This is a genomic window from Shewanella sp. FDAARGOS_354 (assembly GCF_002209245.2).
GTDB classification, from domain to species: Bacteria; Pseudomonadota; Gammaproteobacteria; order Enterobacterales; family Shewanellaceae; genus Shewanella; species Shewanella xiamenensis.
This window is the reverse complement of sequence record NZ_CP022089.2, coordinates 1,889,043-1,914,081: the sequence shown is the minus strand read 5'-3', so window position 1 is coordinate 1,914,081 and position 25,039 is coordinate 1,889,043. Positions and strand designations below refer to the sequence as shown.

The window sequence follows — 25,039 nt, the reverse complement described above, 5'->3', positions numbered from 1 at the left end:
GTGAGTGCATGCACACTCACTTTTTAATTGGAATCGATTAGCGGCTTCGATAACGCGGTTAAGGTATTAGTTCGCTGCCTGCTGCGCACGTTGCAGCGTCAGTAACCACTTACCATAGAAATAAATACCCACCGCCGAAATAGTACCAATCGCCGCAATTATATACCAAGCCATACCAATGTTGTGGCTGTGGTAGAGCAGCTGAGTCAGATCATGGGCGTTTTCGCCGGTAAAGCTGACTAAGGTGGTAAAGGCTTCACCCTGCGGAATGGCACTCACATCCGTTGCGCTCATGCCGCGCTCGAGTAATAAGTCGCGTGAGAACAACTCTTTCGAGGCGAAAATTTCATAGAGTTTTGGGCCAAAATAACCTTCTAAGCCCCAGCCAATCCCTTGAGGTAGCATGACAAAGCCAAGGTACATGGCTTTTTTACCTTCGGGGGCAATGTTACCCATAAATTCGTTTTTCTTTGGGCTAATCATCATTTCGCCAATCGAGAACATCGCGATGGCGAGCACAATAAACCAAGCCGCATGGAAGGCGCCGATAAACACAAAGGCCAAGATACTGAGTAAACAGCCAATCAGCATCGCCGTGGTGATGCGGTATTTGGCGGTCAGCGCGGCAATTAAAAAGCAGCTGGTCATAATCAGGCCGGCGTTGAGATTAAGCATGCCCTCAGGCATCACTTTCGTGCCTTCGTTATTTAACCCGAGCCAGAACTGTAAAATGCCGTTGCTGGTGCCTTCGCTACCAAACAAACTGGTGACAATTACGCTGGTATCGACCCACTCGGAAATATGAATCGGTAGTACATCAAACAGCGCATTAAACAAGAACCAAAAACCTGAAAATACCAGCATGTAATAGATCACAATTGGCTTTTTAAGCTCATGCCAAGCGTCGCGCCATAGGGACTCTTGTTTGACTTCACCTGATTTAATTTGCTGATTACGGATGAGGCGCTCGGCTTTTCCTGGCTCGGTATATGTCAATAAAAACAGGAAGTTTAGTGAGATAATCGCAGCGCATGCATAAAACACATTATCCCAAGAAAGTTGACGCATATGCACGGCAACCAATGGGCCTAAGAAGCCACCGATATTCACGACTTGGTAAAATATCCCCCAAGCCATGGAGGTATTATTACGATTGGTGGAGAGCACTAAGGTGCCTTGAATACCGGGTTTAAAGATACCCGTGCCGATGGCGAGTAGCAGTGCCCCCGATAAAAAGCCCCAAAAGGTAGGGAAGAACGCCATAGTCAGGTAGCCCATGATTTTAATCACGGTCGAGCCGAAAATGGTTTCCTTGTAGCCGACTCGGTCGGAAATCCCACCAGTAAACACGGGTACAAATGTCTGCATAATCGCCCAGAGCGAAATAATAATGCCATAGTCGCTGAGGCTGATCCCCAGACCTCCAGCCGATTCTGGCGCTTTGGCGTATAAGCCAGCACTGGCTTTTACGCCGTAATAGGCGATTCGCTCGACCAACTCCATGCCGCCCACTAACCAAAAAATATAACTTAGGCTAGTGATGGAGGCCCACATACCTAATTGTTTGACTTCGCGCAGATCATTCTCTGCATTTGGACTATTGTGACTCATGTCCTTCCCTTTATTATTGTTATTGACTTTAATTTCACTAATTCATTATTAATTAAATGGTTAGCTAAATTGCAGAGACAAATAATGCCTCGATAATTAACTCATTTCGGGCAATATAAACCTACACTTTACCTAATTAAGGGGTAAATACCAAAAAAGTAGTGAAAAATGATGAGTTTCGCCACATCTGTTATTGAGTAGTGTTTTATTTGTCGTGATGGGTTGGTAAAAGTGTGCCATCAGTAAGATATTGTGTAGATTAGTTTTTGTTATAAATTTATCCTGCTAATCGGGTTTGGTATTAAAGTAAAATTTAGGTACAATCCATTGCCGCATTTTTGTTCATCATTCTATTTATCTAAGTGAATACCGCTAGAACAATCTGAGTGCGCACCCTGCCTTTATTTTGTGAGATTTGGTTATGACTGCTGTTTCCCATAGCGCAACGGATCAACGCCTGCTGCAAGAGCCGATTTCGAAGCTTTTCTGGCGCTATACCATTCCAACAATCGCCTCCATGCTGGTGACTGGGGTATATGTCACCATTGATGGTATCTTCGTCGGACATTATCTCGGTGAAACCGGGCTTGCTGGCATGATGCTGGCTTATCCCGTGGGCGCGATTCTCTACGCCGTCGGTGCCATGATTGGCATGGGCAGCGCCGCGTTAGTCTCGATTAACTTGGGGCAAGGCAATATAGCCAAGGCGCGTAAATTGCTCGGTAATGCCTTTAGTTTATGTTTACTCGCGGGGGCATTTTTTGCCTTAATCGGCGGGATTTTTTCGCGAGATATTTTAATTGCCCTCGGCGCTGAGGGGGAAATACTCGAAAATGCTAATGAATACCTGTTCTGGTATTTTGCCTTATGTCATTTCCCTATTATCTCAATGGCATTTACCACCTTGCTGCGTAACGATGGTCGCCCCTCCATGGTGACCTTTGTGCTGATCTTAGGTGGCGTGCTGAACACCTTTTTAGATTGGCTGTTTATTGTGGTGTTTCCCTTCGGTTTAGCGGGGGCGGCGATTGCCACTATGTTGTCCCAGGCCGTGACTGGTTTACTCTGCCTGCAGCATTTCTTTGGGGCGCGCACACAGCTCAAAATCAATCTTGAGCAGATGAAGCTAAAGCTTGATAACTGCATCAACATCGCCCGTGTTGGTTTGCCAAGCTTTTTAATGAATCTGTATCTGTCGATTGTATTGACTCTGCATAACACCGCATTTTTATGGGTTGGTGGCCCTTTGCATGTGGCAGCATACGGGGTGGTCAGTTATACCGAAGCGTTTTTCTACCTGATTTTTGAGGGGATTGCCCTCGGTACCCAGCCAATTTATAGCTTTAATGCGGGAGCAGGGCGCTTCGATAGGGTTAAACAGGCACGCAATATTGCCTTTGGCATGACCTTACTCACCGCCGCACTTGGCTTACTGTTGATTTATTCCCGCCCTGAATGGTTGGTGTACCTGTTTGCCGGTGATAACCCAAGCCTTACGCCCGTCGCGATTGAAGGCATGCGTTGGTATTTCTGGGGCTTGCCGATGGAAGGCCTCATTTTAGTGGGGGCGAGCTTTTTCCAAGCGATTAATTGTTCGAAACAAGCATCGATTCTAACTGGCGCAAAACTCATACTGATTGCTGCGATTATCTACTGTTTTGCTTGGGCTTTTGGCGTGATCGGTGTGTGGATATCGCTCGCGACCTGTAGCACGCTATTGGTCATTTGGATGTTCATTGCCATGCAGCGGCTTAAGATTAAAGCCTAATTTTTGTTTAGTTATTATCTTAGTCTTGAAACCGACTTAATACTGGCGTGTCGGCATGCGCTCTGATACATTTCGCTGGTTTAAACCCTGCTTAAAATGAGCTCAGTCTGTAGTATGAGTGTTGTCGATAAAATACCGTTACCGACTGACAGTAATGCAGGTGGATAGGATAAATTCTGGGCCACTTTGTCTGGCTTTTCGTTTGTTATTTAAGTTTTATGAGGCTCTTATGCGCACCGCTGCAGTCATCTCTATGCTGTTGTTTGGCGTGTTAACCAGTGTTAACGCCAGCGCCAAGGATAATGAGTTAGTGTTTGCTAGCGATTTTGAGGGTAACCGCTTATCACAACCTTGGTCTTGGATCATGGGGTGCCAATTTGAGGGTGCTGAGCCCCATAGTGGCGAGAGTGCGTTGTTATGTGCAGAAGGCAATAGCAGTATTGTCAGTAAATACCCTGTATCGGAAGCGGGTCTATTAGAGTTTTGGGTAAAAACTCAAAATATCCAAACCCAATATCGGATTAATGTGCTCACATCGCCCGTATTAAAACTGGATGCCCAGTGGCAGCATGTGGCGCTTATCGATGTTACTCCTGGCACAAATGAATATTTAGCCCATCGGGTGTCGATTGACGATCCGAGTCGTCAATATGTTCGCCTCGATATTGAAGCGATTAATGGCCCTATCAGTTTGGATGATTTAACCCTCGATAAAATTCGCTTAGATATTGCCCTGCAAAAAAACGAGCAAAAAATTATCGGCGGCATTTTAGATAAACTTAAAGAAGACAAAAACTACGAGGTTCAGGCCGAATCCTTTAGAACGCTGGGGAAAAACTACGCCGCCCAGCTCGAAAGCCAAAGACAATACCTTGAGTATTCGAACGCGATTTATTCCAGTATCACCTTTGTACTGGCGACCTCTGAGCGCAATAAAATGTCTAACCCTTTGGGTTATAACACCTTTAGGTCGGTGTTAACTGACGCTAAGCGGATTGCGTCGCCGATTCAACAGGCGCGTTTAGGCTCTATGGTTAAGCCCTTTGGCGACTTAGCAACCGCCACCTTAAATGTAGTGAGTGCTGGCGCCTACTCAGCCTTTGCTGAACCTTTTAAATCCTTCCTTGCGGCCACCTTTGACCGCTCAAACTATGACAACAGCGACTTAAGTCGCAGTGATAAAAAGTTTGCCGAGGAAAACGGCCTTAAGATTTACCAGCAGGCCGAGCGCTTTATGTCTGAAATCGAAAAAGAGTTGCAACAGGTGACCGCACTCGATAATGATTTAGTCAGTATGCAGAAGAACTTAGATAATTTCCGCAAGGATTTAGACAAACATCTGCGTAGCTATCTGCAACACGCCAGCATTGCCCGTACGCCCGAAAATTACAGTAAGGTGATGAGTAAAGATGAGCAGACTCGGGCGCAAATCATGGCTGAAGTGAATGCCAATATCAGCGCCAAAGCCGAAGCCTTACTTGCCTCTAATAGTAATGCTGAACTGGTACAGTACATGATTAAAACGACTGAAAAAATGGATGAGTTTCAGGAGTTTAAAGAACGTTTTAATCAAATTACTTCAGCGATGTTAACCTTCTATGACCGCTTTGAGCGCTCGATTGCCGCCGAGCAAAATCCCTTTACCGATCCAAGCGATAGGGCGGTATGGGAACAACATGCTCAAAGTGCACGCAATTATATTCGCCAGTCGAAGGAAGCCTTTACGAAAGCCTTTATGTAGTGATGTGTTGTAGAAAGGTTTACTGGGCTTGTTCATCAAAATGGCAGCGAAGGTTTTGCGCTGCCATTTTATGTTATCCATAGTGTTGTTCGTAAACTCAAAGTGCCTCAAAGCAAGATAGCTTGATCATTAGGTGTACTGAGTGAATTGTCATTGTTTCCCCAGTGACACGCCGTGAATATGTCCTTATAGGCTCGACGGCGACATCCATGTCGCCAACGGTCACTGGTGCAACAATGCCAATCTTCACGACCCCTCTGGCAGTTCGTTCAGCTAAAAGTTATTGCCCCAAAGTGTGTTTCAAAGTTAAAAATTCAAGTAGGGTGAATAAAGCAGTGGCTATAGAAAAGCTAATGTGATGAGGTTACTTTAAACCTAGAAGTCATGCCCGTCCGATATTTTAAAGCCAGCTAGTACTCCAGCTAGGATAGCCACGCCCTCAAGATGAAGCGGAATGGCTGACAGTGAAAAGTAGTCAAACTTATAGGCGCAAGCCTGTGAGGGGGGGGGCGGTACGAGCATCAGCCTGAATGTGAGGTCAGAATGCTGTCAACCAAGGTCAAAAACCAGTCGACAGTGAGCGTAAAAGAATGAGAAAGCTAAAACGATATCAAGTAATTACCCATCAAACTGTATAAAAAACCGCTACCGCAAAAAAGCAAATTCCTATAGCATCATTTATACCAATTGGCACGGATGTAGCAACGGCCATATTTAAGATTGAGTCAACAAGCGATTTATGCCCTGCAAACAGCGCAGCGCATAAATACTAAGACGTTAAATTTCTCAGAGAGATTCGTGCGATGAACGAGAAGAAATTCCCGAATAAAGAAAGTCTAAAAAAATGGTTAATTTCTGCAACTGGCATTGTACTTACATCTGTTTCTATGATGAGCGATGTTCAAGATTTGGAGTTTCAATTTTCAAATCCAAAGGCTCTGGTTACGGTGATGGAAGGAGCTCCTACTTATTTTCCTGATGGGCAATACATCATTACCTATTCCAACAGTTCAGATCTGGATTCTGATGATCTCGATTATTCAAAAATGGCAATGGTAATATCCCTTGAAGCAAAGTTGGCTAAATCGGATACATTAATTGGTGGTTTAAGACCACTACTTACTGCACTAGCCGACTTTGAATATTGCTGTACTATAGATCGAACCAATCCAGCTTACGTGACCGCAGGCATCTGGATAGTAGAGCCGAGTAATCCCGCTGAACTTGAGAATTTGAAACAAGTTTTGCACGAAAATTCTGTATTTTATGCTTTTAATGATGGTTCTGGCTTTGTCACACTCAACAACGCAAGGATGGGTAATGGTGTGCAGAAGCTGGTCAAAATTTAACAAGCAAAGGCAGGGCGACGCCAAAACGCGGCGCGCCTGCTTTGAGCTTTATGAATTATGGATGAATTGTGGAGTATTATTTAAAAAAGTATGGGGATTGGGCGTTTCTTGTATATATCTTAGTTGGAGTCGCTCCAACATTTATGTACGACACAATCCTAAATGAATCATACGATTGGGCATTTAAGTTCTTATCTCTTCCTATCGGCGCGCTTTGTTTTTATGTGTACCTTTTTAAAGTTCCAAAATATCGAAGGAAAGCAGGAAAAGTAAAAGGTTTTCTGTGGACTTCAATGATTGCAGCAATGCTTATTTTTATAAGTGGTGGCTATGTTATGGGACTAAACGCAATGGTTGGGGAACAGCAACAAGTTCAACTAACGGGTGAAATTGTCGAGCTAGACACATATGAAAGTACTAAGGGTGGTATGAGTTACTATGTTTATATTCAAACTACTCATACCAACGAGCCAACTAAACTTGATGTTTCAAAGAGGCATTTTGAATCACTAAAAGTTGGTGACTACTTTTCAGAGAGTTGGTCAAAAGGCTCATTTGGTCTGCTTTATAAGCGGAGATAATGCATAACAAAGCAATTATGAATGGGACGTCTAAAGCTTGGCTGGCGCTCATTCTTCGCTAATTTTAGCCAAGCTTAATACGCCCCATATTGCAGCGTCTATGCAAATACAGGAGGAACAATTGACTATTGCAGATACTGCACGTGATTATTTTCACATCAATAGAGCTGCTCCTTGGTCTCCATTTGAAATGTGGAGAGAAGGACAGGAAATAGATATTGGTGGAGAGAGTAATCCATATTTCAAGTTTTTTGAGACTCAACGAAAAGAGTATTCAGTAAACACCGAATCAGGTTCTATCATGGTACCAGCTGCAAAGTTTGTTGGGAGTGTCGCTAGAGGTGAGATCAATTCTCCTCATGTGGCTGATATTGCTAGTGAGGTTATTAGGCATTTTGTTGCTTATGTTAGAGAGTTGATTTGGGAAGATATAAGAAAGCAAGAGTTTCCTCATTTGCCATCAAGGCAGCGGTGCATCTGGTTAATCCTAGAACGGGAAGGTGTCAGGTTCTGGCTTGAGCGTTTAGGGCTCGAGGGACAAAGTTTTCAAATAGCGCGGGTTAGATTGCAAGGTCGTCTGCACACTGGTAGTGATGAGCACCTTTTAGGTGATAGCGAGCCAATGGAGATGACACTAAAACGTGCAAGACAATATTGGTTAGGAATCCATAATGATTCAGCGACTCAGGAAATCCTTTTTGAAGGACGCCTTCGAGTTATGGAGTTTCTGAGCCCTGAAGAATTTGCATAACAAATAAGGATAGGCCGCGCGTAGCCGCGACCCATTCTCAAAAGGCATGGCAAGTGTTGAACAAGTCCGATGTTGGTTATTGACACTTTATTATGCAAATAGCTGATTGAGAATTTGAAGGTGCTAAGGTCGTATTTTGAAAGAGACTTTTGTGCAGATATGACCTGCCCTTAGAGAACAATTGGTAGAAGAGGATACTGGGCGAATCATTCGCAATGATAAACGTGGCGCCATCAGTGAAACTAGCACTAAGTTACTGACAAGATTAAATATCCTCATGAAAACTGGCTCAAGCCCACTACTGAGTTTGGCAAGTTAAAGGGCCTGAGGAAAGTTAACTCAGACCCTATAAGTACTCGGTTAAAGCGCTGGCCAAATAGAGTTGACCATTGAATGAGTCCATTTAGGAGGAAGAGGGTTACACTGGCTTACAACACACTCCATATCTTAAGCTCGCTCTGCGATGGAGTTCATAGACTTCACAACCTAACAATGGCTCAGTTCTATTCAGTACTGCGCCAAAACGCTCAAAGTAGTCCTCATTAACTTGCTTTGCACTGATAAGCGGCACTTCAATACTGACATCTACACGACCTTTACGTATCAACGCAGGGTCAAGATGATCGAGATGATTTGTGGTCATTATGACAAGGCAGTCATCAAGAGGAATGACGCCGTCTAACGCGTTGAGTACGCCACCTAAAGTGAGTGGTGGGTTGTCTACGTTGCTTTCAGCTGTACGTGATACCGTAGCCTTTACACAATCACAGTCCTCTATTAACAACATCGCTCCGGGCGCTACCTTTCTAATCGCCTTATGAATAGTGGCATCATTGACAGTCGATAGATTCAATATGTATAGATCGCGATGATACTCAACCGCTAAGGCCCTCGCGATACCCGTCTTACCCGTGCCCGTTTTTCCATGTAGCAGTATGGTTAGCTTACTTACAACCGATTTTCCCCGACTTGCAAAGTTATCAACTTCCCTCATCAAGTCCTGCTTAAACCCTTCATCTAGCACTAAGTCACTAAAACCCGATGATTTCAATGTACCGTAGCGACACCATTCGGTTTCTTCGAAAATATTCACTTTCGGCTCAGTAGGAATGTCTCCACGAGTATCTTCTAAAAAACGATATAGTTTATCTTTTGCCCACCATGGTGCTCTTACAGTAATAGAATCGTATGCCATCGAACTATCGACCTTAGTACGGGTTGCCAACATAAAACAACCACCGTATTTAAACAGATGCATACCATAGCCGATAGACTTAACACTGACACGCCCGTCGTAATTCACACCATAGTCAAAGTACACAGCCTCAGAGATAGAACGTGAAAAAAACGGAATGGTAGTATTACTGATCAAAAAGGACAGCTTATTGAATATCTCTGTGCGTGCCTGATGGCTATCGTCTATAGTGAGCCGCACAAATAGCAGGCTACTGAGCCAACTTAACAGTTTCGCGGGGACATCTTTTAGCATGTAGCCTACGAGTCCAATTAACGTAAATGTTAATACTCCAACAATGACAGCCGTCAACAAAGGATCACTATTGGTGAGCGCCTTTATTTGTAGTAATACCTCGTTCATTTACTCACCTTTACTATAAATGCCTAATAGATATAGTCGAGAATACGACCTGCCGCGTCGAGGATACTCGTAAGGTATCTTCAGTATTGCGCTATCGCATCTGGTTAAAGCGACTTGATAAAGATCCTTTACTTATCACTAGTTATTGCTTTAGGCTGCGGCGCTCATCAAAGAGCAGTACGGCGCGGCCTTGCATCCACTGATTGACTTGCACTACATCCGTGTTTAACAGCCCGTTCGCCATCTTATAGGTAGGACGCCTGAATGTCGTGCAATGCAGGGATACGTGAGAACGACCATGGCTCTCGTTCATAAGCTTAGAAATCCTAGATTTCTCTATTCACCGAGTCGGCGGCGAATGCCATGGCAAGCCTGTACCTGTAGGCGAATAACCCTTATAAATCAAATGTTTCAAATATTGTTATGCTAAATTTTAAATAAGAAAGCCGCCAATAAAGGTCGGCTTTCATGTTTCGATTGTCCCGTAACCTTTGCGTTTCTTGGTTACATTAAATCTTGAGGCATTACAGCAAATACACGTTCGAGCTGCAGGCGCCGTGAGCACCGACGACGAGGGCTTGTTCGATATCGGCGGTTTTTGAGGGACCGGCGATAAACACCCCAAACTCACCTGAGGCTAGCGTGATTTCTTTTGCCGCTTGATGCATGTTTGGCACAATCTTATTGGCTGGCAGGGCTAAGATCAGGTTTTCACAGATAAAAGGCGTTACTCTGTGGCCTAAGTTCTTATTGTTTACCCAAATGGCACCATTTTCGGCAACACCAATATCCCCAGGTATCACCGCATAATCGATATCCCTGAGCTCGTGAGCCGTTGGTGGCACATCACGGTTTGCTGTGATGCCCTCAACGAGGGAGATAACCTGTAAGCCTTGGGCGACAAGCTCATCCACTTTGGCTTGCAGTGCCGCGAGGCCGCCTTCACGGTGAAGTGTACCCGCAACGGTTTTCAGATTGGTTTCAAACTGGCCAACCAGATCTTCAACCCTTGGGGCGACATCGATGCTCGGCATAGGATGGTTTGTTAAAGCCGACAGTTTGAGCGCATTGAGAATTTCGTGCTTACTAGACATCTTATAGGCTCCTGTGTTTCTTAAACCAAGCTTCGAAGCTGGAGTTGGGGGCGACTGGCAGTTCACGGTATTTACCCCAGGCACCGCTAAAGGGCTTGAGCAGACTACCCGGCAGAATGCGCAGTGCAGTTCGGGCCGCGCCCATTGAGCAATTGAGCAGAGTCGTGCTTGCCATAAATTTACCCACTAATGGCATATAGCCGTTTTTGCCGTAGGGGAGTTGTCCGGCTTCGGCCTTAAGGCGTCTGTGGTGGTGAATAATCTTATCGAGCGGCACCTTGGTCGGGCAGACATAGGTACAGCTACCACACAGAGTACAAGCCCAAGCGATGGAGTTGGTATCGTCATGCTTGGCACCCACCGCAATCCCAATCGGGCCGGGAATGGTGTAGTTGTAGCTGTAACCACCAGAGCGGCGATACACAGGACAAGTATTTAAACAACCGCCGCAACGAATACATTTCAATGATTCGGCAAGGATTTTATCCTTCATCATCTCGGTACGGCCGTTATCGACGATGATCACATGCATCTCTCCATCGACCTGTGGTCCACGGTAGAAGGCGCTATAAGTAGTGACGGGTTGGCCAGTTGCGTTGCGTGCGAGGGTGCGTAGTAACACGGCGGCGCTGTCGATATCGGGGACAATTTTGTCGATCCCCATTGAATGCAACTGCAACTTGGGCAGGTTAGCGCCCATATCGGCGTTACCTTCGTTGGTACAAACGACCACGGCGCCCTTATCGGCAATCGCCATGTTTACCCCTGTCATGGCGGCATCGGCGCTGAGGAATTTTTCACGCAAATGCGCGCGGGCGGCACGGGTTAAATACAAGGGATCGGCTGCCCCCGCTTTAGTGCCGAGTTTCTCATGGAAGAGGTCACCGACTTCTTCTTTTTTCATGTGAATAGCGGGCACCACAATGTGCGAAGGCGGCATTTTCGCGAGCTGAATAATGCGCTCACCTAAGTCGGTGTCGATGACTTCAATTCCACGCTGCTCTAAGTAAGGATTGAGATGACATTCCTCGGTGAGCATGGATTTGGACTTAACTAACTTCTTCACTTTATGGCTAGCTAAGATCTCGTGCACGATACGGTTGTGCTCGGCACCATCTTTAGCCCAATGCACTTTGATGCCGTTGGCAAGGCAGTTTTGCTCAAAGGTTTCAAGGTATTGTGCAAGGTTGGTTAAGGTGTGCAGTTTGATTTCAGAACCTAACTGACGCAGTTGCTCCCATTCGGGTAAGCTGCCAGCGGCGCGGTCACGTTTTTCACGCAGTACCCAGAGGGCTTTAGAGTGCCAGTCAACTCGGGTTTCATCGCGGCAGAAAATATCGGCTTTATGAGCGTGAACCTGTGAACCCGTGGCTCCGTGATTATGTTGATATGCCATAGTGGGTCTCCTAGAGCGCGGCGTTTAGCACTTGCGCTATGTGGCGAATTTCAATCGGCAATTGTTGTCTGCGGATCATGCCATCGAGGTGCAAGAGGCAAGAGGGGTCGAAGCCAACCACATATTGCGCGCCTGTTGCCGCGTGGGCTTGGGCTTTGTCTTTACCCATCTTGGCGGATACGGCACCTTCATCGACGGCAAACGTACCACCAAAGCCACAGCATTCATCGCGGCGGTCTGGATAGACAATGTCGATACCTGCGATATTAGCAAGCACGGCTTCAACTTTGTTGAATCGTGGGCCCATTTGCTCGCTTGGCGTGGCAAGGCTCAGCATACGAATGCCGTGACAGCTTAGTTGCAGGCTGATCTTATGGGCAAAAGGTTTGTTGAAGGCGGGAATGGGAGCGATATCGTGGAGGAACTCGGTCAGCTCATAGAGTTTGTCGATAACGGCTTGAGCTTCTGGGCTGCTATCAAACTCGTGGAAATTTTCTTTGGCGGCCACTAAACAAGAAGCGGCAGGACAAACAATGGCATCGCATTCTACACCTTTGAAGGCATTGAGTAATTTCAAGGTGGTACTGCGTGCTGCATCAAAGCAACCCGAGTTAGTCATCGGTTGGCCACAGCAAGTTTGGCCTGCGGGTAGAATCACTTGGTGTCCGAGTTTTTCCAGTAATTCCAGAGTGGCAATGGCCACATCCGGCATCATTTGGTTAACAAGACACGGGATGAAAAGGGCGATTTTCATTGTGCTTTCTCTTTCTTGTTAGTGAACGACATTGCCTTGCATTGTGGCCCCAAAGTCCACACAAATGCTAAGGTAGTTGATCCAATATAGGCTTATCTAAAGTAAATAAGTAGCCCTAATTTAGTAAATGATCTACTAGATTTTTGCAAAAATGAGAAGTTTTTAACAATATGATTTTAAATGGTTAATTTGGTTTTTATTTTAAGATTTATTTCGTTAACTTTGCGGAGTTGTCGATAAATGAGAATAGTTTTCTTCTAAAGAAAAACGGGGCTATCTTTAGCCCCGTTTGGTCAGTGTGTTAGCGACTGCACTCTTCGAGCAGATACGCTAAGTGGCGGTAGGAAATACCACTGTGTTGGGTCAAACCGACCTCGCACATACGGTTGGCGTAATAGCCTTCTTTAACCTCAACTGGGATTAACTTCTTAATATTGCGCAGGGCGCTGGCGTTGATTTCTGGCTTATATAAACCTTTTTCACCGGCGTATCCACAACATTCAATACCCGCGGGTTTGAGCACTTGCGCCGAGCAAGCATTGGCAATGGCTTGCATCTTAGGCTCTAACTTCATCTTGCGAGCACTACAACCTAAGTGTAAAGCAACATTGACCTTTTTGTTGATGGTCAGCTTGTCCAGCAGCTTGTCATGCATAAACTCAACTAGATCCGTTATTTGTACCTTTGGGTTACCCGTGAGGGTGCGATAAGTACAAGATAAGGCATCGACTAACACTGGGATCTTGCCGCCATTGCTCATCTTGCTAAGCACATCGATAAGCTCTTGGCGTTTGGCGTCGGCGTTTTTAAAGTCGCCCTTTGATTCCCACATTTGGCCGCAACATAAATCGCGGGTCTTTTCTGGCGTGACAACGTTATAGCCCGCGCGCTCTAGTAGGGTTACAACCACTTCTGGCAAGGTGCGGTTATCCGGATCTTTCGGCGTTGGACCAAAGGTCCGGCCACCACAGGCGGGGAAGTAAACCACGGTTTCTTGGCCTGCTTTGGCGGGTGACGGTTTAGGCAGTTTGCCGCCTTTGGGGAAGTCAGGATTCCAGTAGGGCACTTCTTTAGAAATCAGCCGACCCGTTTTCATCAGTGCATTAGTAATGCCATCGCCGGTGATTTTATGGATAACGCCAAGTACATCAAAGCCCGTACTGATCACTTGGTTTACCGCGCCAAAATGCTTGGCTTGGAAATCCAATACTTTTTGCTCTGTGGTGCTGATATAAGGTGTACGTAGTTTACGGACTAACTGACCCATGCTGTTATCGACTGGACAGGCGATAGTACAAAGCTGACAGGCAGCGCAGGTATCAATCACATCGTATTTTGCATCGGCGCGCATTTTAGCGGCCGCAGCTTTATCACCGGACTGCTCTAAGCGTTCGATTTCACGCAGAGTAGCGATACGTTGACGTGGCGAGAAGTTAAGTGCTGATGTTGGGCAGGTTTTTTCGCAGAAGCCACATTCAATACATCTATCAACAAAATCATCGACAACAGGGCAGGGCTTAATATTTTTAACGTGGACGTTCGCATCATCGTTAAGAATAACGCCTGGGTTTAGAATACCCTGAGGATCAAATAGTTGTTTGATGCTCTTCATCAAAGTGTAAGCATCTTGTCCCCATTCTTTTTCAACAAATGGTGCCACAGCGCGGCCGGTGCCATGCTCAGCTTTCATTGAGCCGTTGTACTTGTTAATCACCATATCGGCAATATCGTCCATAAAGGCATGGAAGCGGTCAATATCGGCTTGAGTGGAGAAGGTAGGAGTAATAATGAAGTGGAAGTTACCTGCTAGCGCGTGGCCATAAATACAGCCTTCAGGGTAACCATGTTTATGGAAAAGCTCAGTGATATCGTGAGCTGCTGCGGCTAGATGTTCAAGCTCAAAGGCCACGTCTTCGATGATAACTGAGGTTCCTTTTGGACGCTCGCCACCGACAATGGGGAAAAGCCCTTTACGCATCGCCCAGTACTTGTCGTAAACCGCGGGATTGGTACTGAATTCCATCGGACGGATGAAGTCAAAACCAGCCAGCTTGGTACTGACATCTTGGGTATAGCGTTCGAGCGTTTGAGCATCATCCGCACGGGATTCTATCAATAGAATCGCCGATAATGCAGGCAGTTCCGACAACCAATCTGGCATGCCTGGCTTGCCTGTTACCGCTTTAATGGATGGCCAGTCAAGGAGTTCGGCCGCAGAAACACTTTCACCATTAATCAGCGGAATGGCGCGTGCAGCATCTTCCATATTATGGAATACAGCCATGGCTGAGGCTTTAAATTTAGCTTCATTTACAGTGTGGTAAGTGACTTCGTTAATGAAAGCTAACGTACCTTCCATCCCGACCATTAAGTGGTTAATGATGTCAAATGGGTCGGTAAAATCGATTAAGGAGTTAATACCGTAGCCAGTGGTATTTTTGATGGAATACTTTTTACGAATGCGCTCGGCCAATACGGTGTTATGGCGTGTCAGATGGGAGAGCTCGCTCAGATCTTGCAGTAATTTTCCGTGGGTCTTAGCAAACTCAGCCTTAGATTTTTCACAGCCAGTATCGAGTTCAGTGCCATCGGCAAACAACAGTTTTGCCGATGCGATGGTTTGGTAACTGTTTTGAGCAGTACCACAGCACATGCCTGAAGCGTTGTTAGCAACAATTCCGCCAATTTTTGCCGAAGCAATCGTCGCTGGATCGGGGCCGATTTTGCGATTCAGTGGCGCAAGCGCAGCATTCGCGTCTGAACCAATAACGGCGGCACCTAAGGTAATTTGTTTTGCATCGCTACTGACTTCAATCTTTCTAAAACCATCATGGCCAAGGATAAGTAGTATCCCTTCACCAATCGCTTGGCCAGATAAACTGGTGCCTGCTGCTCTAAATGTGACGGGCGCATTATGCTTGCGGGCAACGGCTAAGGTGAGTTTTACCTGTTCTAAGGTCTCGGTATGGACAACAACTTCGGGCACGATTCTGAAGTAGCTGGCATCGGTAGACCAAGCAAAACGACGGACGGGATCATCCGTCACCGGACGATCACCTAATTGTGTTCTGAGATCACTGATGACCTCTTTGTAGTTAATCGACATAACATCACTCTCTTTATCTTATAGAAGAAAGTCGAAGTCACTCGGCGTGACTTCGAACAAGATGGATTAGAAGCCACCCCAAAGTGTTGCGATAGTGCCTGCAAGTAAGGCGTAGCCAAGGGCAACAGGCATGGTTTTACGAATAATTTCCGACTCTCTACCCGCCATACCTACTACAGTTGCTGCGGCAACCACGTTCATTACGCACATCATGTTACCGGCGTTTGCACCGATACCTTGCAGTGCCAATATCAGCGTATGGTTCATGCCAACATTATCAGCCACACTGTATTGCAGGCTTGAGAACATCATGTTTGAGAACGTCGCTGAACCTGACAGGAAGGCACCAAAAATCCCCACGATAGGCGCCATCCATGCCCATACCGCGCCCATTGAATGGCCCAACATATCGGCTAAGGCCACTGGCATAGAGGCTAGTCCAGCACCATTAGCACCTGAGTTTAAGAAGATTTTCACCATAGGTACTGAAGCACCTAATGAAATAATCGTCGGTAACATTGATTTGCATGAAACACCGATGGATTGCTTAATCGCAGGACTTTTCATTTTGAACAGGAAGAAACCGATAATACACACTGCGACGAAGAAGGCGCCAGGGGCGTATAAGGTTGCAAAGCTCGCTTTAAGCTCAGTACCCATCAGGCCTGTCCAGCTAATGTTGAAACTCGATAACCAAGCTTTCAGTGGCGTGACTGTACGAGATAACACTAACAGCGCAGCCATGATGATATAAGGTGTCCAGGCGGCAATTTGTGAAAACTGGGCTTTCGCTTCGATCTTCACACCTTCTTGGTTGTCATTCTCTGCGAAATCATTCCAAGGTGTTTTAGGCAGTAGGTAGCCCTTACGCGCAACAGGGATCACCAGTGCCATACCGATTAATGCACCAATAACTGATGGGAATTCAGGGCCTGCAAGGTAGTTAATAATCCAGGCGGGGACAGTAAAGGCAAGACCTGCGAAAATCGCAAATTTCCAAATGGCTAAGCCTTCTTTAAAGGATTTGTTGCGGCCAAAGAACCCGGTCAGCATCGTCACCATAACCAGTGGAATTAATGAACCTGTGATTAAGTCGATAGTGATCATATGCATTACGATATATCGAGCATAACCCGCATAGGTTCCACCATGGGCAGCAAACTGCTCAGCAGCCATGCTTACACCACCTTGGATAAGACCCTGTTCCATCCCAAAGAGCACGGGTAAACCAATTGCCCCAAATGATACGCAGGCTGAGTCAGCAATTAAGGCGACTACGGCGGCGGCGACAGGAGGTACTCCCAGTAATACCAGCAGTGGCGCGCCAATGGCGGCTGGCGTACCAAAGCCTGCGCTACCTTCGATAAAGGCGCCGAATAACCAACAAATAATAATCACCTGTACACGGGCATCGGCACTGATGTTAGTGAAGCCTGCTCGGATAGTATCCATTGCACCTGAATATTTCAGAGTATTAAGTAGGAATACCGCACCGAAGATGATGGTTAATGGCGTGATCGCTGACAGCAGTCCTTCAAGAACGGATGCGGCCAATAGAGTGGTATCCATTTGCCAAATAAATACGGCGGCGATGGCCGTAACTACCATGGAAATGGGCATAGCTTTTGACGCGGGCATTCTCAGTAATACAAGAAAGATCATTACACTGAGCACTGGCGTCAAGCTGGCGAAGAGTTGGAGTATTGTCATGCTTGCCTCTACATAAAGTGGTCTGTCTTATTTTTTATAGGAATCTTATTGGTGCTTCGATATCAGAACTTATGGTGGATAAATCAGCAGTATTCACTACTAATAATCACTGTTACGACATTCTGTGGTGTGTACTAGACGCTATTCGGGGTTGAACTTATATGATCTAGATCATTTTGACTGCTGTATGAAATGCTAATTTACAGTGCTGCGGGAGGCTTCTCTCATAGGATTTCTTCAACTGTGACCAATGTCACTTAAAGAGTGGTTTGTATATTCCTGTTATTAGTAATTTATTTAACTTTTATGCTTTTTAGTTATAAAAAATCAGATCTTCACTAAATTAGCGATCAGTATTGCAATTAACTGATCCATTTATTTCATTAATGGGCACTTAATGAATTTTTAAGACAATATTAAGGTGTGATCTGCGTCACTCAGGCTCTCATTAAAAGGAACGGTGGTTTTTAATGATTTATTTTAAATATATGATTTTTATTATTTTATATGATTTTTAGATGGAGATTTTTAGTGTGATCTAGCTCACGCTTTATCGGGCGGGGAAATTGAGTGTGAGCAATGTCACTTTATGAAATATGAGTTAATCTGAAATTTAATAACGGTTAATAAAGCTGTTTACAGCAATGCAGCTGCACAACTCCATTTTGTTAACAACTATAGTCAGTCATTGTCTATATTTTTTTATGGTAGGTTGCTTGAGTTAAGCTTCGCATCATCTCATCGTACAAACTCAAAACAACTTACTGCCCCAGCCAAGTTTGCTTCGTAATACATGGAAGTAATTATGGCCTTTAGGATGGATAAGCCTAAGTTGCTCAGAGCTGCGGCGCACGATGATCTCATCACCGGGTAATACTGCTAAATGCACATGGCCATCACAGCTAACCTCAAGGTTTTCGCCATTTTCAGGGGAAACCACCATCTTAATGGTGCTGCAAGCATCGACCACAATAGGACGGCATGACAAGGTGTGTGGAAACATCGGGACTAAAATTAATGCCTGTAAATTGGGGGTGAGAATCGCCCCACCTGCTGACAGTGCATAGGCGGTTGACCCCGTGGGAGTGGAAACTATCATGCCATCGGCGCGTTGGCTGTACATGAATTGATTGTCAATATAGACTTCAAATTCAATCATGTGAGCGATCTTCCCCGGATGCAGCACCGCTTCATTTACCGCGGTATTACTGGCTTTTAGCTGTCCATGGCGATAGACCTCTGCCTCAAGTAAAAAACGGTGTTCGGTATCAAACTCACCATCGAGCACTTTAGCGAGCGCCTCTTCGAATGCATCCGGCGGTAAATCCGTTAAAAAGCCAAGGTTGCCACGGTTTACACCAATCACGCCCACATCGAAGCGCGCCAGCACTCTGGCGGCGCCGAGCATATTGCCATCACCGCCAACGACTATCGCTAAATCACAACGCTCGCCAATCTCTAATAAATCAACCGCCACAATTTGTGGGCCTAACTCAGTTGCTACCCGCTCTTCTACGAGGACTTCATAACCTTGCATCGTCAGCCAGTGGTGCAGACGTTTGAGGGTTTGATTTGTCCCTGGATGATGCGGCTTACCAATTAGGCCAATGGTGTGGAACTTTGTGGTCATATTTATGCTAGATCTGGCCTTAGGCCTTGAAACGTCAAAATTGATCCCCATAATATGCCCAGAGTATTTAGAAACAAAGCATTTTTAGCTGGAGTGAAAATGAGCAACGAGTCGATTAAAGCAGAACAGGATCTGATCCAAGAGGGTGTAGAGTCTGAAGTTTCTACCGAAGAAGCAAGTCTGATTGATGAGCTTACCCAAGCCAATTTCCGTATTGAAGAGCTGGAACAGTTACTCGCTGACGCTTTGGCGAAAGTTGATGAGCAAAAAGATTCAGTAATACGTGCAGCTGCCGAAGTGGATAACATTCGTCGTCGCGCTGCGATGGATGTAGAGAAAGCCAATAAGTTTGCTCTGGAAAAATTCGCCAACGAATTGCTGCCAGTGATAGACAATATGGAGCGAGCGCTGCAAGGGACTAATCCGCAGGATGAAACCACTAAAGCTATCTATGAAGGTGTTGAGTTAACACAAAAGAGTTTGTTGACCGCTGTGGCGAAATTTGGTGTAAAACAAATTGATCCTCAAGGACAAGCCTTCAACCCTGATCAACATCAAGCGATTGGTATGCAACCAAGTGCTGAATTCCCAGCCAATACTGTGATGTTAGTAATGCAAAAAGGCTACGAACTGAATAGCCGTTTATTGCGCCCAGCCATGGTGATGGTGTCTCAAGGTGGCCCTAGCCAAGAGTCAGCTTCGATTGATATTGAAGCTTAAGCGGTAAAACGTTAAACCAATAAAAAGGACTGCCGATACAGTCCTTTTTATTTGTCTGTTGCTTTTCTATTTGCCGTTAATCGTGAATTATCACGTTTGTAGTATTGATGGGAGCTTAGCCCCCATCAATAATCAATCGGCGAGATAGGCATTAATCTGCGCTAACATGCCTTCGGCATCGAGTTGTAAGTCATGGATCACTTCTTCTGGTGATCCATGTTTAATAAACTCATCGGGCAAGCCAATTTGTAGTACAGGTTTAGGCATTTTAAGCTTTTGCAGAAGCTCTAGCACACCTGAGCCAGCGCCGCCCATAATGGCGTTTTCTTCCACTGTGACGAGCACATCGTGGGTTTGAGCCATCTCTTTGACTAAATCCACATCCAGCGGTTTCACAAAGCGCATATCGACCACTGTTGCATCTAAACTCTCTGCGGCAGTGAGTGCTGCGGCTAAGGTAGTCCCGAAGTTAAGCATCGCGATACGTTTGCCTAAACGCTTAATCACCCCTTTACCAATTGGCAGTGCCGTCATGGCTTCAACTTGAGTCGCACCTGTTGCACTACCTCTTGGATAGCGTACCGCGCTTGGGCCTGCATCATAGCAATACCCGGTATACAGCATCTGGCGACATTCATTTTCATCCGATGGCGCCATAATCACCATATTTGGGATACAGCGCATAAAGCTTAAATCGAACGCCCCTTGATGGGTTGGGCCGTCGGCACCGACAATACCTCCACGGTCAATCGCAAATAGTACGGGTAAACGCTGCAATGCGACGTCGTGGATCAGCTGATCATAGCCGCGTTGCAAGAAAGTCGAATAAATGGCGACCACAGGTTTATAGCCCTCACAGGCAAACCCTGCGCCTAAGGTCACCGCATGTTGCTCGGCAATGGCTGCATCAAAATATTGTTTTGGGAAGCGCTGCGAGAACTCCACCATACCCGACCCTTCACGCATGGCAGGGGTAATGCCTAAGACTTTTTCATCCTGCTCAGCGATATCACATAACCATTTGCCAAACACTTGGGAAAAGGTTGGTAGTCCCGGCTTAGTCGCTGGCTTCTTAAACTGTGATGGGTCAAATTTAGGGACGGCGTGCCAACCGATAGGATCTTTTTCTGCTGGCTCATAACCGCGACCTTTTTTGGTCATAATGTGTAGCACTTGTGGCCCCTTGAGATTGCGCATATTGCGCAGGGTTTCCACTAGGGCATCGACATCGTGGCCATCGATAGGGCCGATATAGTTAAAGCCTAACTCTTCAAACAGTGTGCCAGGAACCACCATGCCTTTGAGGTGTTCTTCGGTGCGCTTGGCCATTTCTTTGATAACAGGCATGCCCTTGAGCACTTTCTTGCTGCTTTCACGAATCGTGGTGTAGAAGCGGCCTGACATCAATTGGGCTAAGTGATTGTTGAGTGCGCCGACATTTTCTGAAATCGACATTTCATTATCGTTTAGCACCATCAGCATATCATTGTGCAAATCACCCGCGTGGTTCATTGCCTCGAACACCATGCCGCCTGTCATGGCACCATCGCCAATCACGGCAACCACTTTACGGCCTGCCTGTTCTTTTTCGGCTGCAACGGCCATGGCTAATGCGGCACTGATGGAGGTGCCTGAGTGGCCTACGCTAAAGGTGTCATATTCACTTTCTTCCCGCCAAGGGAAGGGGTGTAAACCGTTCTTTTGCCTAATGGTGTGCATTCTATCACGGCGACCAGTGAGGATTTTATGGGGATAGGCTTGGTGACCAACATCCCAAATCAAACGGTCAAACGGGGTGTTATAGACATAATGCAGGGCAACAGTCAGCTCGACTGTGCCAAGCCCAGAGGCAAAATGTCCGCTGGACATGCCAACGGACTTAAGAAGGAACTCCCGCAACTCATCGGCCAATTGGGGTAATAGGGCCTGTGGAAGCTGGCGGAGTTCATTAGGTGTGTTGGCCTGTGCCAACACCGGAAACTGAGAAATGTCCAAACTCATAGCGAGATACTTCGTCTCTTTTTATATTCTTCGCTCAATAATATAGCGGGCGAAGTCTGCAATTAACTGGCTATTGTATGGCAATTTAGCCAGCGCTGATAGTGCCTCTTGGATCAGTTGCGCGGCGGTATCTTTTGCGCCTTGCAGTCCAAGTAGTTGCGGAAAAGTACTCTTATTTGACTCGGCATCTGAGCCTTGAGGTTTGCCGAGTTCTTCCGTGGTGGCAATAATGTCCAGAATATCGTCTTGGACTTGGAAGGCAAGTCCTACGGCATGGGCAAATTCCATCATAGTCTGATATTGATCTTTTGGCGCGTTCGCGGCAATCAATGCTAACTCAACGGCGCAGCTGATCAGCGCCCCTGTTTTCATATTATGCAGTTGAGTTAATGCTTTAAGATCAATGTGCTTATCGGTGGAGGCTAAGTCGATGGCTTGACCGCCACACATCCCCCGATAACCAGAGGCTTTTGCCAATGCTCTGACCATAGCGATATGTTGCTCGCTGGTAATCCCTGGCACGGCTTCAGTCACAATCTCAAAAGCTAAGGTTTGTAGTGCATCCCCAGCAAGAATTGCGGTGGCTTCATCGAAAGCGATATGCACTGTGGGTTGACCACGGCGAAGTGCATCATCATCCATAGCGGGTAAATCGTCATGGATTAACGAATAGGCGTGGATGCATTCAATCGCGGCGGCGCAGGCATCGAGTTTTTCAAGTGCTACACCAAACATTTGCCCGACACTGTAAACCAAGAAGGGACGAATGCGTTTTCCCCCTAAAAGGGCGCCATGGGTCATCGCGGCTTTTAACTGAGGAGCTGTATCTTCGAGTGTACTAAAACGTTGTTTTAATTGGTTATCAACTCGTAGTTGATATTCTTTTATTGCATTGACTAACACGCTTATTCGCCCTCAACGGCATAGGGAGAGAGGGGCGCATTTTCATCCTGCTTGAGTAAAATGGCCACTTTTTGCTGAGCTTGTTCAAGTTTTGCCTGGCTGTTACGCACCAGATTGATGCCTCGTTCAAATTGTTTTAACGCATCATCGAGAGAGACATCGCCCTGCTCTAACTCAGCAACGATGCGCTCGAGTTCACCAAGGGATTCTTCAAAACTGAGATTTTCGGGTTTCTTTGCCACGTTAATAATTCCTTTGAAAGAGCGGACACAAGGTATATCAGGGCGGCTCAAGGGTCAAATTCAGTCGATGGATATTTGCTCGATAGCACGCTTTGTTGCTGAATTTTTTTCAGAAAATAGAAATTGCCACTAAACTTGCTTAGAGCTTGTCCGATAAATGACAATAGTAGCATTATGCTTATAATCATCTTAAGACATCATAAAATAAGGCTTGGGTTAAGACCAAAGTGTTAACCGTTGACGGATGACATTTAGTGTTATTTTGCCAATAGAGTCAGTATCATGTCGTTTATACAGAATATTGAGGAGCCGTTGTGGATTTAGCTACAGTTATTGGACTAGTCGGGGGCTTTGGTTTTATCCTTTGGGCCATGATGACCAGCGGCGGCATTGCCATTTTTATCGACGTCCCCTCTGTTTTTATCGTATTCGGTGGTTCCTTCTTCGTCGTGATGATGAAATTCAATTTAAAACAGTTTTTAGGTGCGGTAAAAATCGCAGTAAAAGCCTTTATGTTTAAAATTGATAAACCTGAAGATCTTATCGAACAATCAGTGACGATGGCTGATGCGGCGCGTAAAGGTGGATTTCTTGCTCTTGAAGAAGCACAAATTTCCAACAGTTTTATGCAAAAAGCCGTCGATATGTTAGTGGATGGTCATGACGGTGAGGTGGTGCGTGCCGCGCTTGAAAAAGATATCGCCCTCACCGAAGAGCGCCATCGTAACGGCATTGCCATTTTCCGAGCTTTTGGTGACGTAGGACCCGCGATGGGGATGATTGGTACCCTAGTGGGCTTGGTGGCGATGTTATCCAATATGTCGGACCCGAAATCGATTGGCCCTTCAATGGCGGTTGCGTTGTTAACTACCCTATATGGTGCGGTAGTGGCTAACATGGTGTGTATTCCTATCGCCGATAAATTAAGCCTTAGAATGGGTGAGGAAATGCTAAACCGTAACTTGATTATGGATGCGGTATTGGCGATTCAAGATGGCCAAAACCCTCGAGTAATTGAAGGCTTTTTGAAAAACTATCTTGCTGAAAAACAGCGGAAAATCGATACAACGGACGGAGAGTAGCCCATGGCTAAGTGCAACTGTCCACCGCCCGGAGCACCACTCTGGTTGGCAACATTTGCCGATTTGATGTCCCTCTTGATGTGTTTCTTCGTGTTGCTGCTGTCATTCTCCGAAATGGATGTGATGAAGTTTAAGCAGATTGCAGGTTCGATGAAGTATGCATTTGGGGTGCAAAACAAAGTCGAAGTCAAAGATATTCCTAAGGGGACGTCTGTGATTGCCCTCGAGTTCCGTCCTGGTCGTCCCGATCCCACGCCGATTGAGATCATCAACCAACAAACCAATGAAATGACCGAACCCACGTTGGATTTCCAAGCGGGGGAAGATGATAGTGCGGGTGGGGTACAACAACAGAACGGTTCGCAGCGAGGTGGCGAAGCAACGGCTACAGCCCAAGAAACCGCAGATGCAGTGAAGGCCGAGGCTGCGGCAGCGCAGGATAAGATTAATCAGCAAGTGAAAAAAATGGCGCAGGAGCTCAATAAAGAGATCACCGATGGGGCGATTGAAATTGAGTCACTTGGACAGCAGATTATTATTCGAATCCGTGAAAAAGGTTCATTTGCCTCAGGCTCTGGTTTCCTACAACCGCGATTTAAACCAGTGGTGCGTTCGGTGGGTGAGTTGCTCAAAGATGTGCCGGGAATTATTACCGTATCGGGTTATACCGACGATATGCAGATAAGTGATGAGCTCTATAGCTCAAACTGGGATCTCTCCAGTAAACGTGCTGTAGCTGTGGCTGATGTGTTATTGCAGGTCAAGGGCTTTGATCCTAAACGGATGAAAGTGGTCGGTATGGCCTCAAATAATCCAATTGTTTTAAATGATTCGCCTGAAAATCGCGCGCGAAATCGTCGAGTTGAGATTGCGATTGAACAAGGTAAAGCAAAAGAATCCGAAGAAATTCAAGTAGGTAAATAGCTTTTAATCCAAATAAGTTATTTGATAAAAACGCCGTGACTTGCTCACGGCTTTTTTATTTGGGCTTTTTTGACTATAA

At 46.0% G+C, this 25,039-nt stretch carries 19 protein-coding genes and 1 pseudogene; 9 read left to right on the top strand and 11 right to left on the bottom strand.

Going from position 1 to position 25,039, the window contains the following annotated elements:
* Nucleotides 1-66 precede the first annotated feature (66 nt).
* Entirely contained in the window at nt 67-1,611 is a 1,545-nt protein-coding gene (locus CEQ32_RS08630) for an MFS transporter (RefSeq protein WP_037416046.1), read from the bottom strand.
* Between the two features lie 421 nt (nt 1,612-2,032).
* Between CEQ32_RS08630 and CEQ32_RS08625 the strand changes: the two genes are divergently transcribed.
* The 6 genes and pseudogenes from CEQ32_RS08625 to CEQ32_RS23070 form a co-directional block, all read left to right on the top strand.
* Nucleotides 2,033-3,379 (top strand): MATE family efflux transporter, encoded by a 1,347-nt coding sequence (locus CEQ32_RS08625; RefSeq protein ID WP_088585854.1) that lies wholly within the window; start codon nt 2,033-2,035, stop codon nt 3,377-3,379.
* Between the two features lie 229 nt (nt 3,380-3,608).
* Nucleotides 3,609-5,120, top strand: a complete 1,512-nt coding sequence (locus CEQ32_RS08620) for a hypothetical protein (protein ID WP_037416051.1) — start codon at nt 3,609-3,611, stop codon at nt 5,118-5,120.
* A gap of 803 nt (nt 5,121-5,923) precedes the next feature.
* Nucleotides 5,924-6,469 (top strand): hypothetical protein, encoded by a 546-nt coding sequence (locus CEQ32_RS08610; protein WP_197278440.1) that lies wholly within the window; start codon nt 5,924-5,926, stop codon nt 6,467-6,469.
* A gap of 68 nt (nt 6,470-6,537) precedes the next feature.
* Nucleotides 6,538-7,050, top strand: a complete 513-nt coding sequence (locus CEQ32_RS08605; protein WP_037425858.1) for a hypothetical protein — start codon at nt 6,538-6,540, stop codon at nt 7,048-7,050.
* A gap of 121 nt (nt 7,051-7,171) precedes the next feature.
* Nucleotides 7,172-7,801: a DUF2441 domain-containing protein gene (locus tag CEQ32_RS08600; protein ID WP_157173863.1), complete on the top strand. Its 630-nt coding sequence runs from the start codon at nt 7,172-7,174 to the stop codon at nt 7,799-7,801.
* A 190-nt stretch (nt 7,802-7,991) separates the two neighbouring features.
* Nucleotides 7,992-8,119, top strand: a pseudogene (locus CEQ32_RS23070) (transposase); the annotation flags it as partial.
* Nucleotides 8,120-8,219: 100 nt separating this feature from the next.
* On the opposite strand, the gene CEQ32_RS08590 reads toward CEQ32_RS23070, so the two are convergent.
* The 7 genes from CEQ32_RS08590 to nadK all read right to left on the bottom strand — a co-directional run bounded on the left by CEQ32_RS08590 (nt 8,220) and on the right by nadK (nt 19,088).
* On the bottom strand, nt 8,220-9,398 hold the full coding sequence (locus tag CEQ32_RS08590; protein WP_037425855.1) for an AAA family ATPase: 1,179 nt from the start codon (nt 9,396-9,398) through the stop codon (nt 8,220-8,222).
* A gap of 524 nt (nt 9,399-9,922) precedes the next feature.
* Nucleotides 9,923-10,492 (bottom strand): LutC/YkgG family protein, encoded by a 570-nt coding sequence (locus tag CEQ32_RS08585; protein WP_037425853.1) that lies wholly within the window; start codon nt 10,490-10,492, stop codon nt 9,923-9,925.
* Between the two features lies 1 nt (nt 10,493).
* Entirely contained in the window at nt 10,494-11,888 is a 1,395-nt protein-coding gene (locus CEQ32_RS08580; RefSeq protein ID WP_055648002.1) for a lactate utilization protein B, read from the bottom strand.
* Between the two features lie 10 nt (nt 11,889-11,898).
* The gene (locus CEQ32_RS08575) at nt 11,899-12,642 is read right to left on the bottom strand and encodes a (Fe-S)-binding protein (RefSeq protein ID WP_037416062.1); all 744 of its coding nucleotides are present in this window, start codon (nt 12,640-12,642) and stop codon (nt 11,899-11,901) included.
* Nucleotides 12,643-12,943: 301 nt separating this feature from the next.
* A complete protein-coding gene (locus tag CEQ32_RS08570) occupies nt 12,944-15,748 on the bottom strand; it encodes an FAD-binding and (Fe-S)-binding domain-containing protein (protein WP_088585853.1) in 2,805 nt (934 codons plus the stop codon).
* Nucleotides 15,749-15,814: 66 nt separating this feature from the next.
* On the bottom strand, nt 15,815-17,458 hold the full coding sequence (locus CEQ32_RS08565) for an L-lactate permease (protein ID WP_037416068.1): 1,644 nt from the start codon (nt 17,456-17,458) through the stop codon (nt 15,815-15,817).
* Nucleotides 17,459-18,209: 751 nt separating this feature from the next.
* Nucleotides 18,210-19,088, bottom strand: coding sequence for an NAD(+) kinase (nadK, locus tag CEQ32_RS08560; RefSeq protein ID WP_086023973.1), 879 nt, complete (start codon nt 19,086-19,088; stop codon nt 18,210-18,212).
* Between the two features lie 99 nt (nt 19,089-19,187).
* Between nadK and grpE the strand changes: the two genes are divergently transcribed.
* Entirely contained in the window at nt 19,188-19,808 is a 621-nt protein-coding gene (gene grpE, locus CEQ32_RS08555) for a nucleotide exchange factor GrpE (protein ID WP_037416074.1), read from the top strand.
* A 132-nt stretch (nt 19,809-19,940) separates the two neighbouring features.
* Here the strand turns inward: grpE and dxs are convergent, their stop codons facing one another.
* The 3 genes from dxs to xseB are packed head-to-tail and all read right to left on the bottom strand — an operon-like array spanning nt 19,941 to nt 22,954.
* A complete protein-coding gene (gene dxs / locus CEQ32_RS08550) occupies nt 19,941-21,809 on the bottom strand; it encodes a 1-deoxy-D-xylulose-5-phosphate synthase (RefSeq protein WP_037416077.1) in 1,869 nt (622 codons plus the stop codon).
* A gap of 21 nt (nt 21,810-21,830) precedes the next feature.
* On the bottom strand, nt 21,831-22,712 hold the full coding sequence (ispA, locus tag CEQ32_RS08545; RefSeq protein ID WP_069454565.1) for a (2E,6E)-farnesyl diphosphate synthase: 882 nt from the start codon (nt 22,710-22,712) through the stop codon (nt 21,831-21,833).
* A gap of 2 nt (nt 22,713-22,714) precedes the next feature.
* Nucleotides 22,715-22,954 (bottom strand): exodeoxyribonuclease VII small subunit, encoded by a 240-nt coding sequence (gene xseB / locus CEQ32_RS08540; protein WP_011623480.1) that lies wholly within the window; start codon nt 22,952-22,954, stop codon nt 22,715-22,717.
* Between the two features lie 314 nt (nt 22,955-23,268).
* Here xseB and pomA point away from each other — a divergent pair, with 314 nt between their 5' ends.
* Both pomA and CEQ32_RS08530 read left to right on the top strand, forming a co-directional pair.
* The gene (gene pomA, locus CEQ32_RS08535; RefSeq protein WP_037416085.1) at nt 23,269-24,036 is read left to right on the top strand and encodes a flagellar motor protein PomA; all 768 of its coding nucleotides are present in this window, start codon (nt 23,269-23,271) and stop codon (nt 24,034-24,036) included.
* A 3-nt stretch (nt 24,037-24,039) separates the two neighbouring features.
* Nucleotides 24,040-24,960 (top strand): flagellar motor protein MotB, encoded by a 921-nt coding sequence (locus CEQ32_RS08530; protein WP_037425837.1) that lies wholly within the window; start codon nt 24,040-24,042, stop codon nt 24,958-24,960.
* The last annotated feature ends 79 nt before the right edge of the window (nt 24,961-25,039 follow it).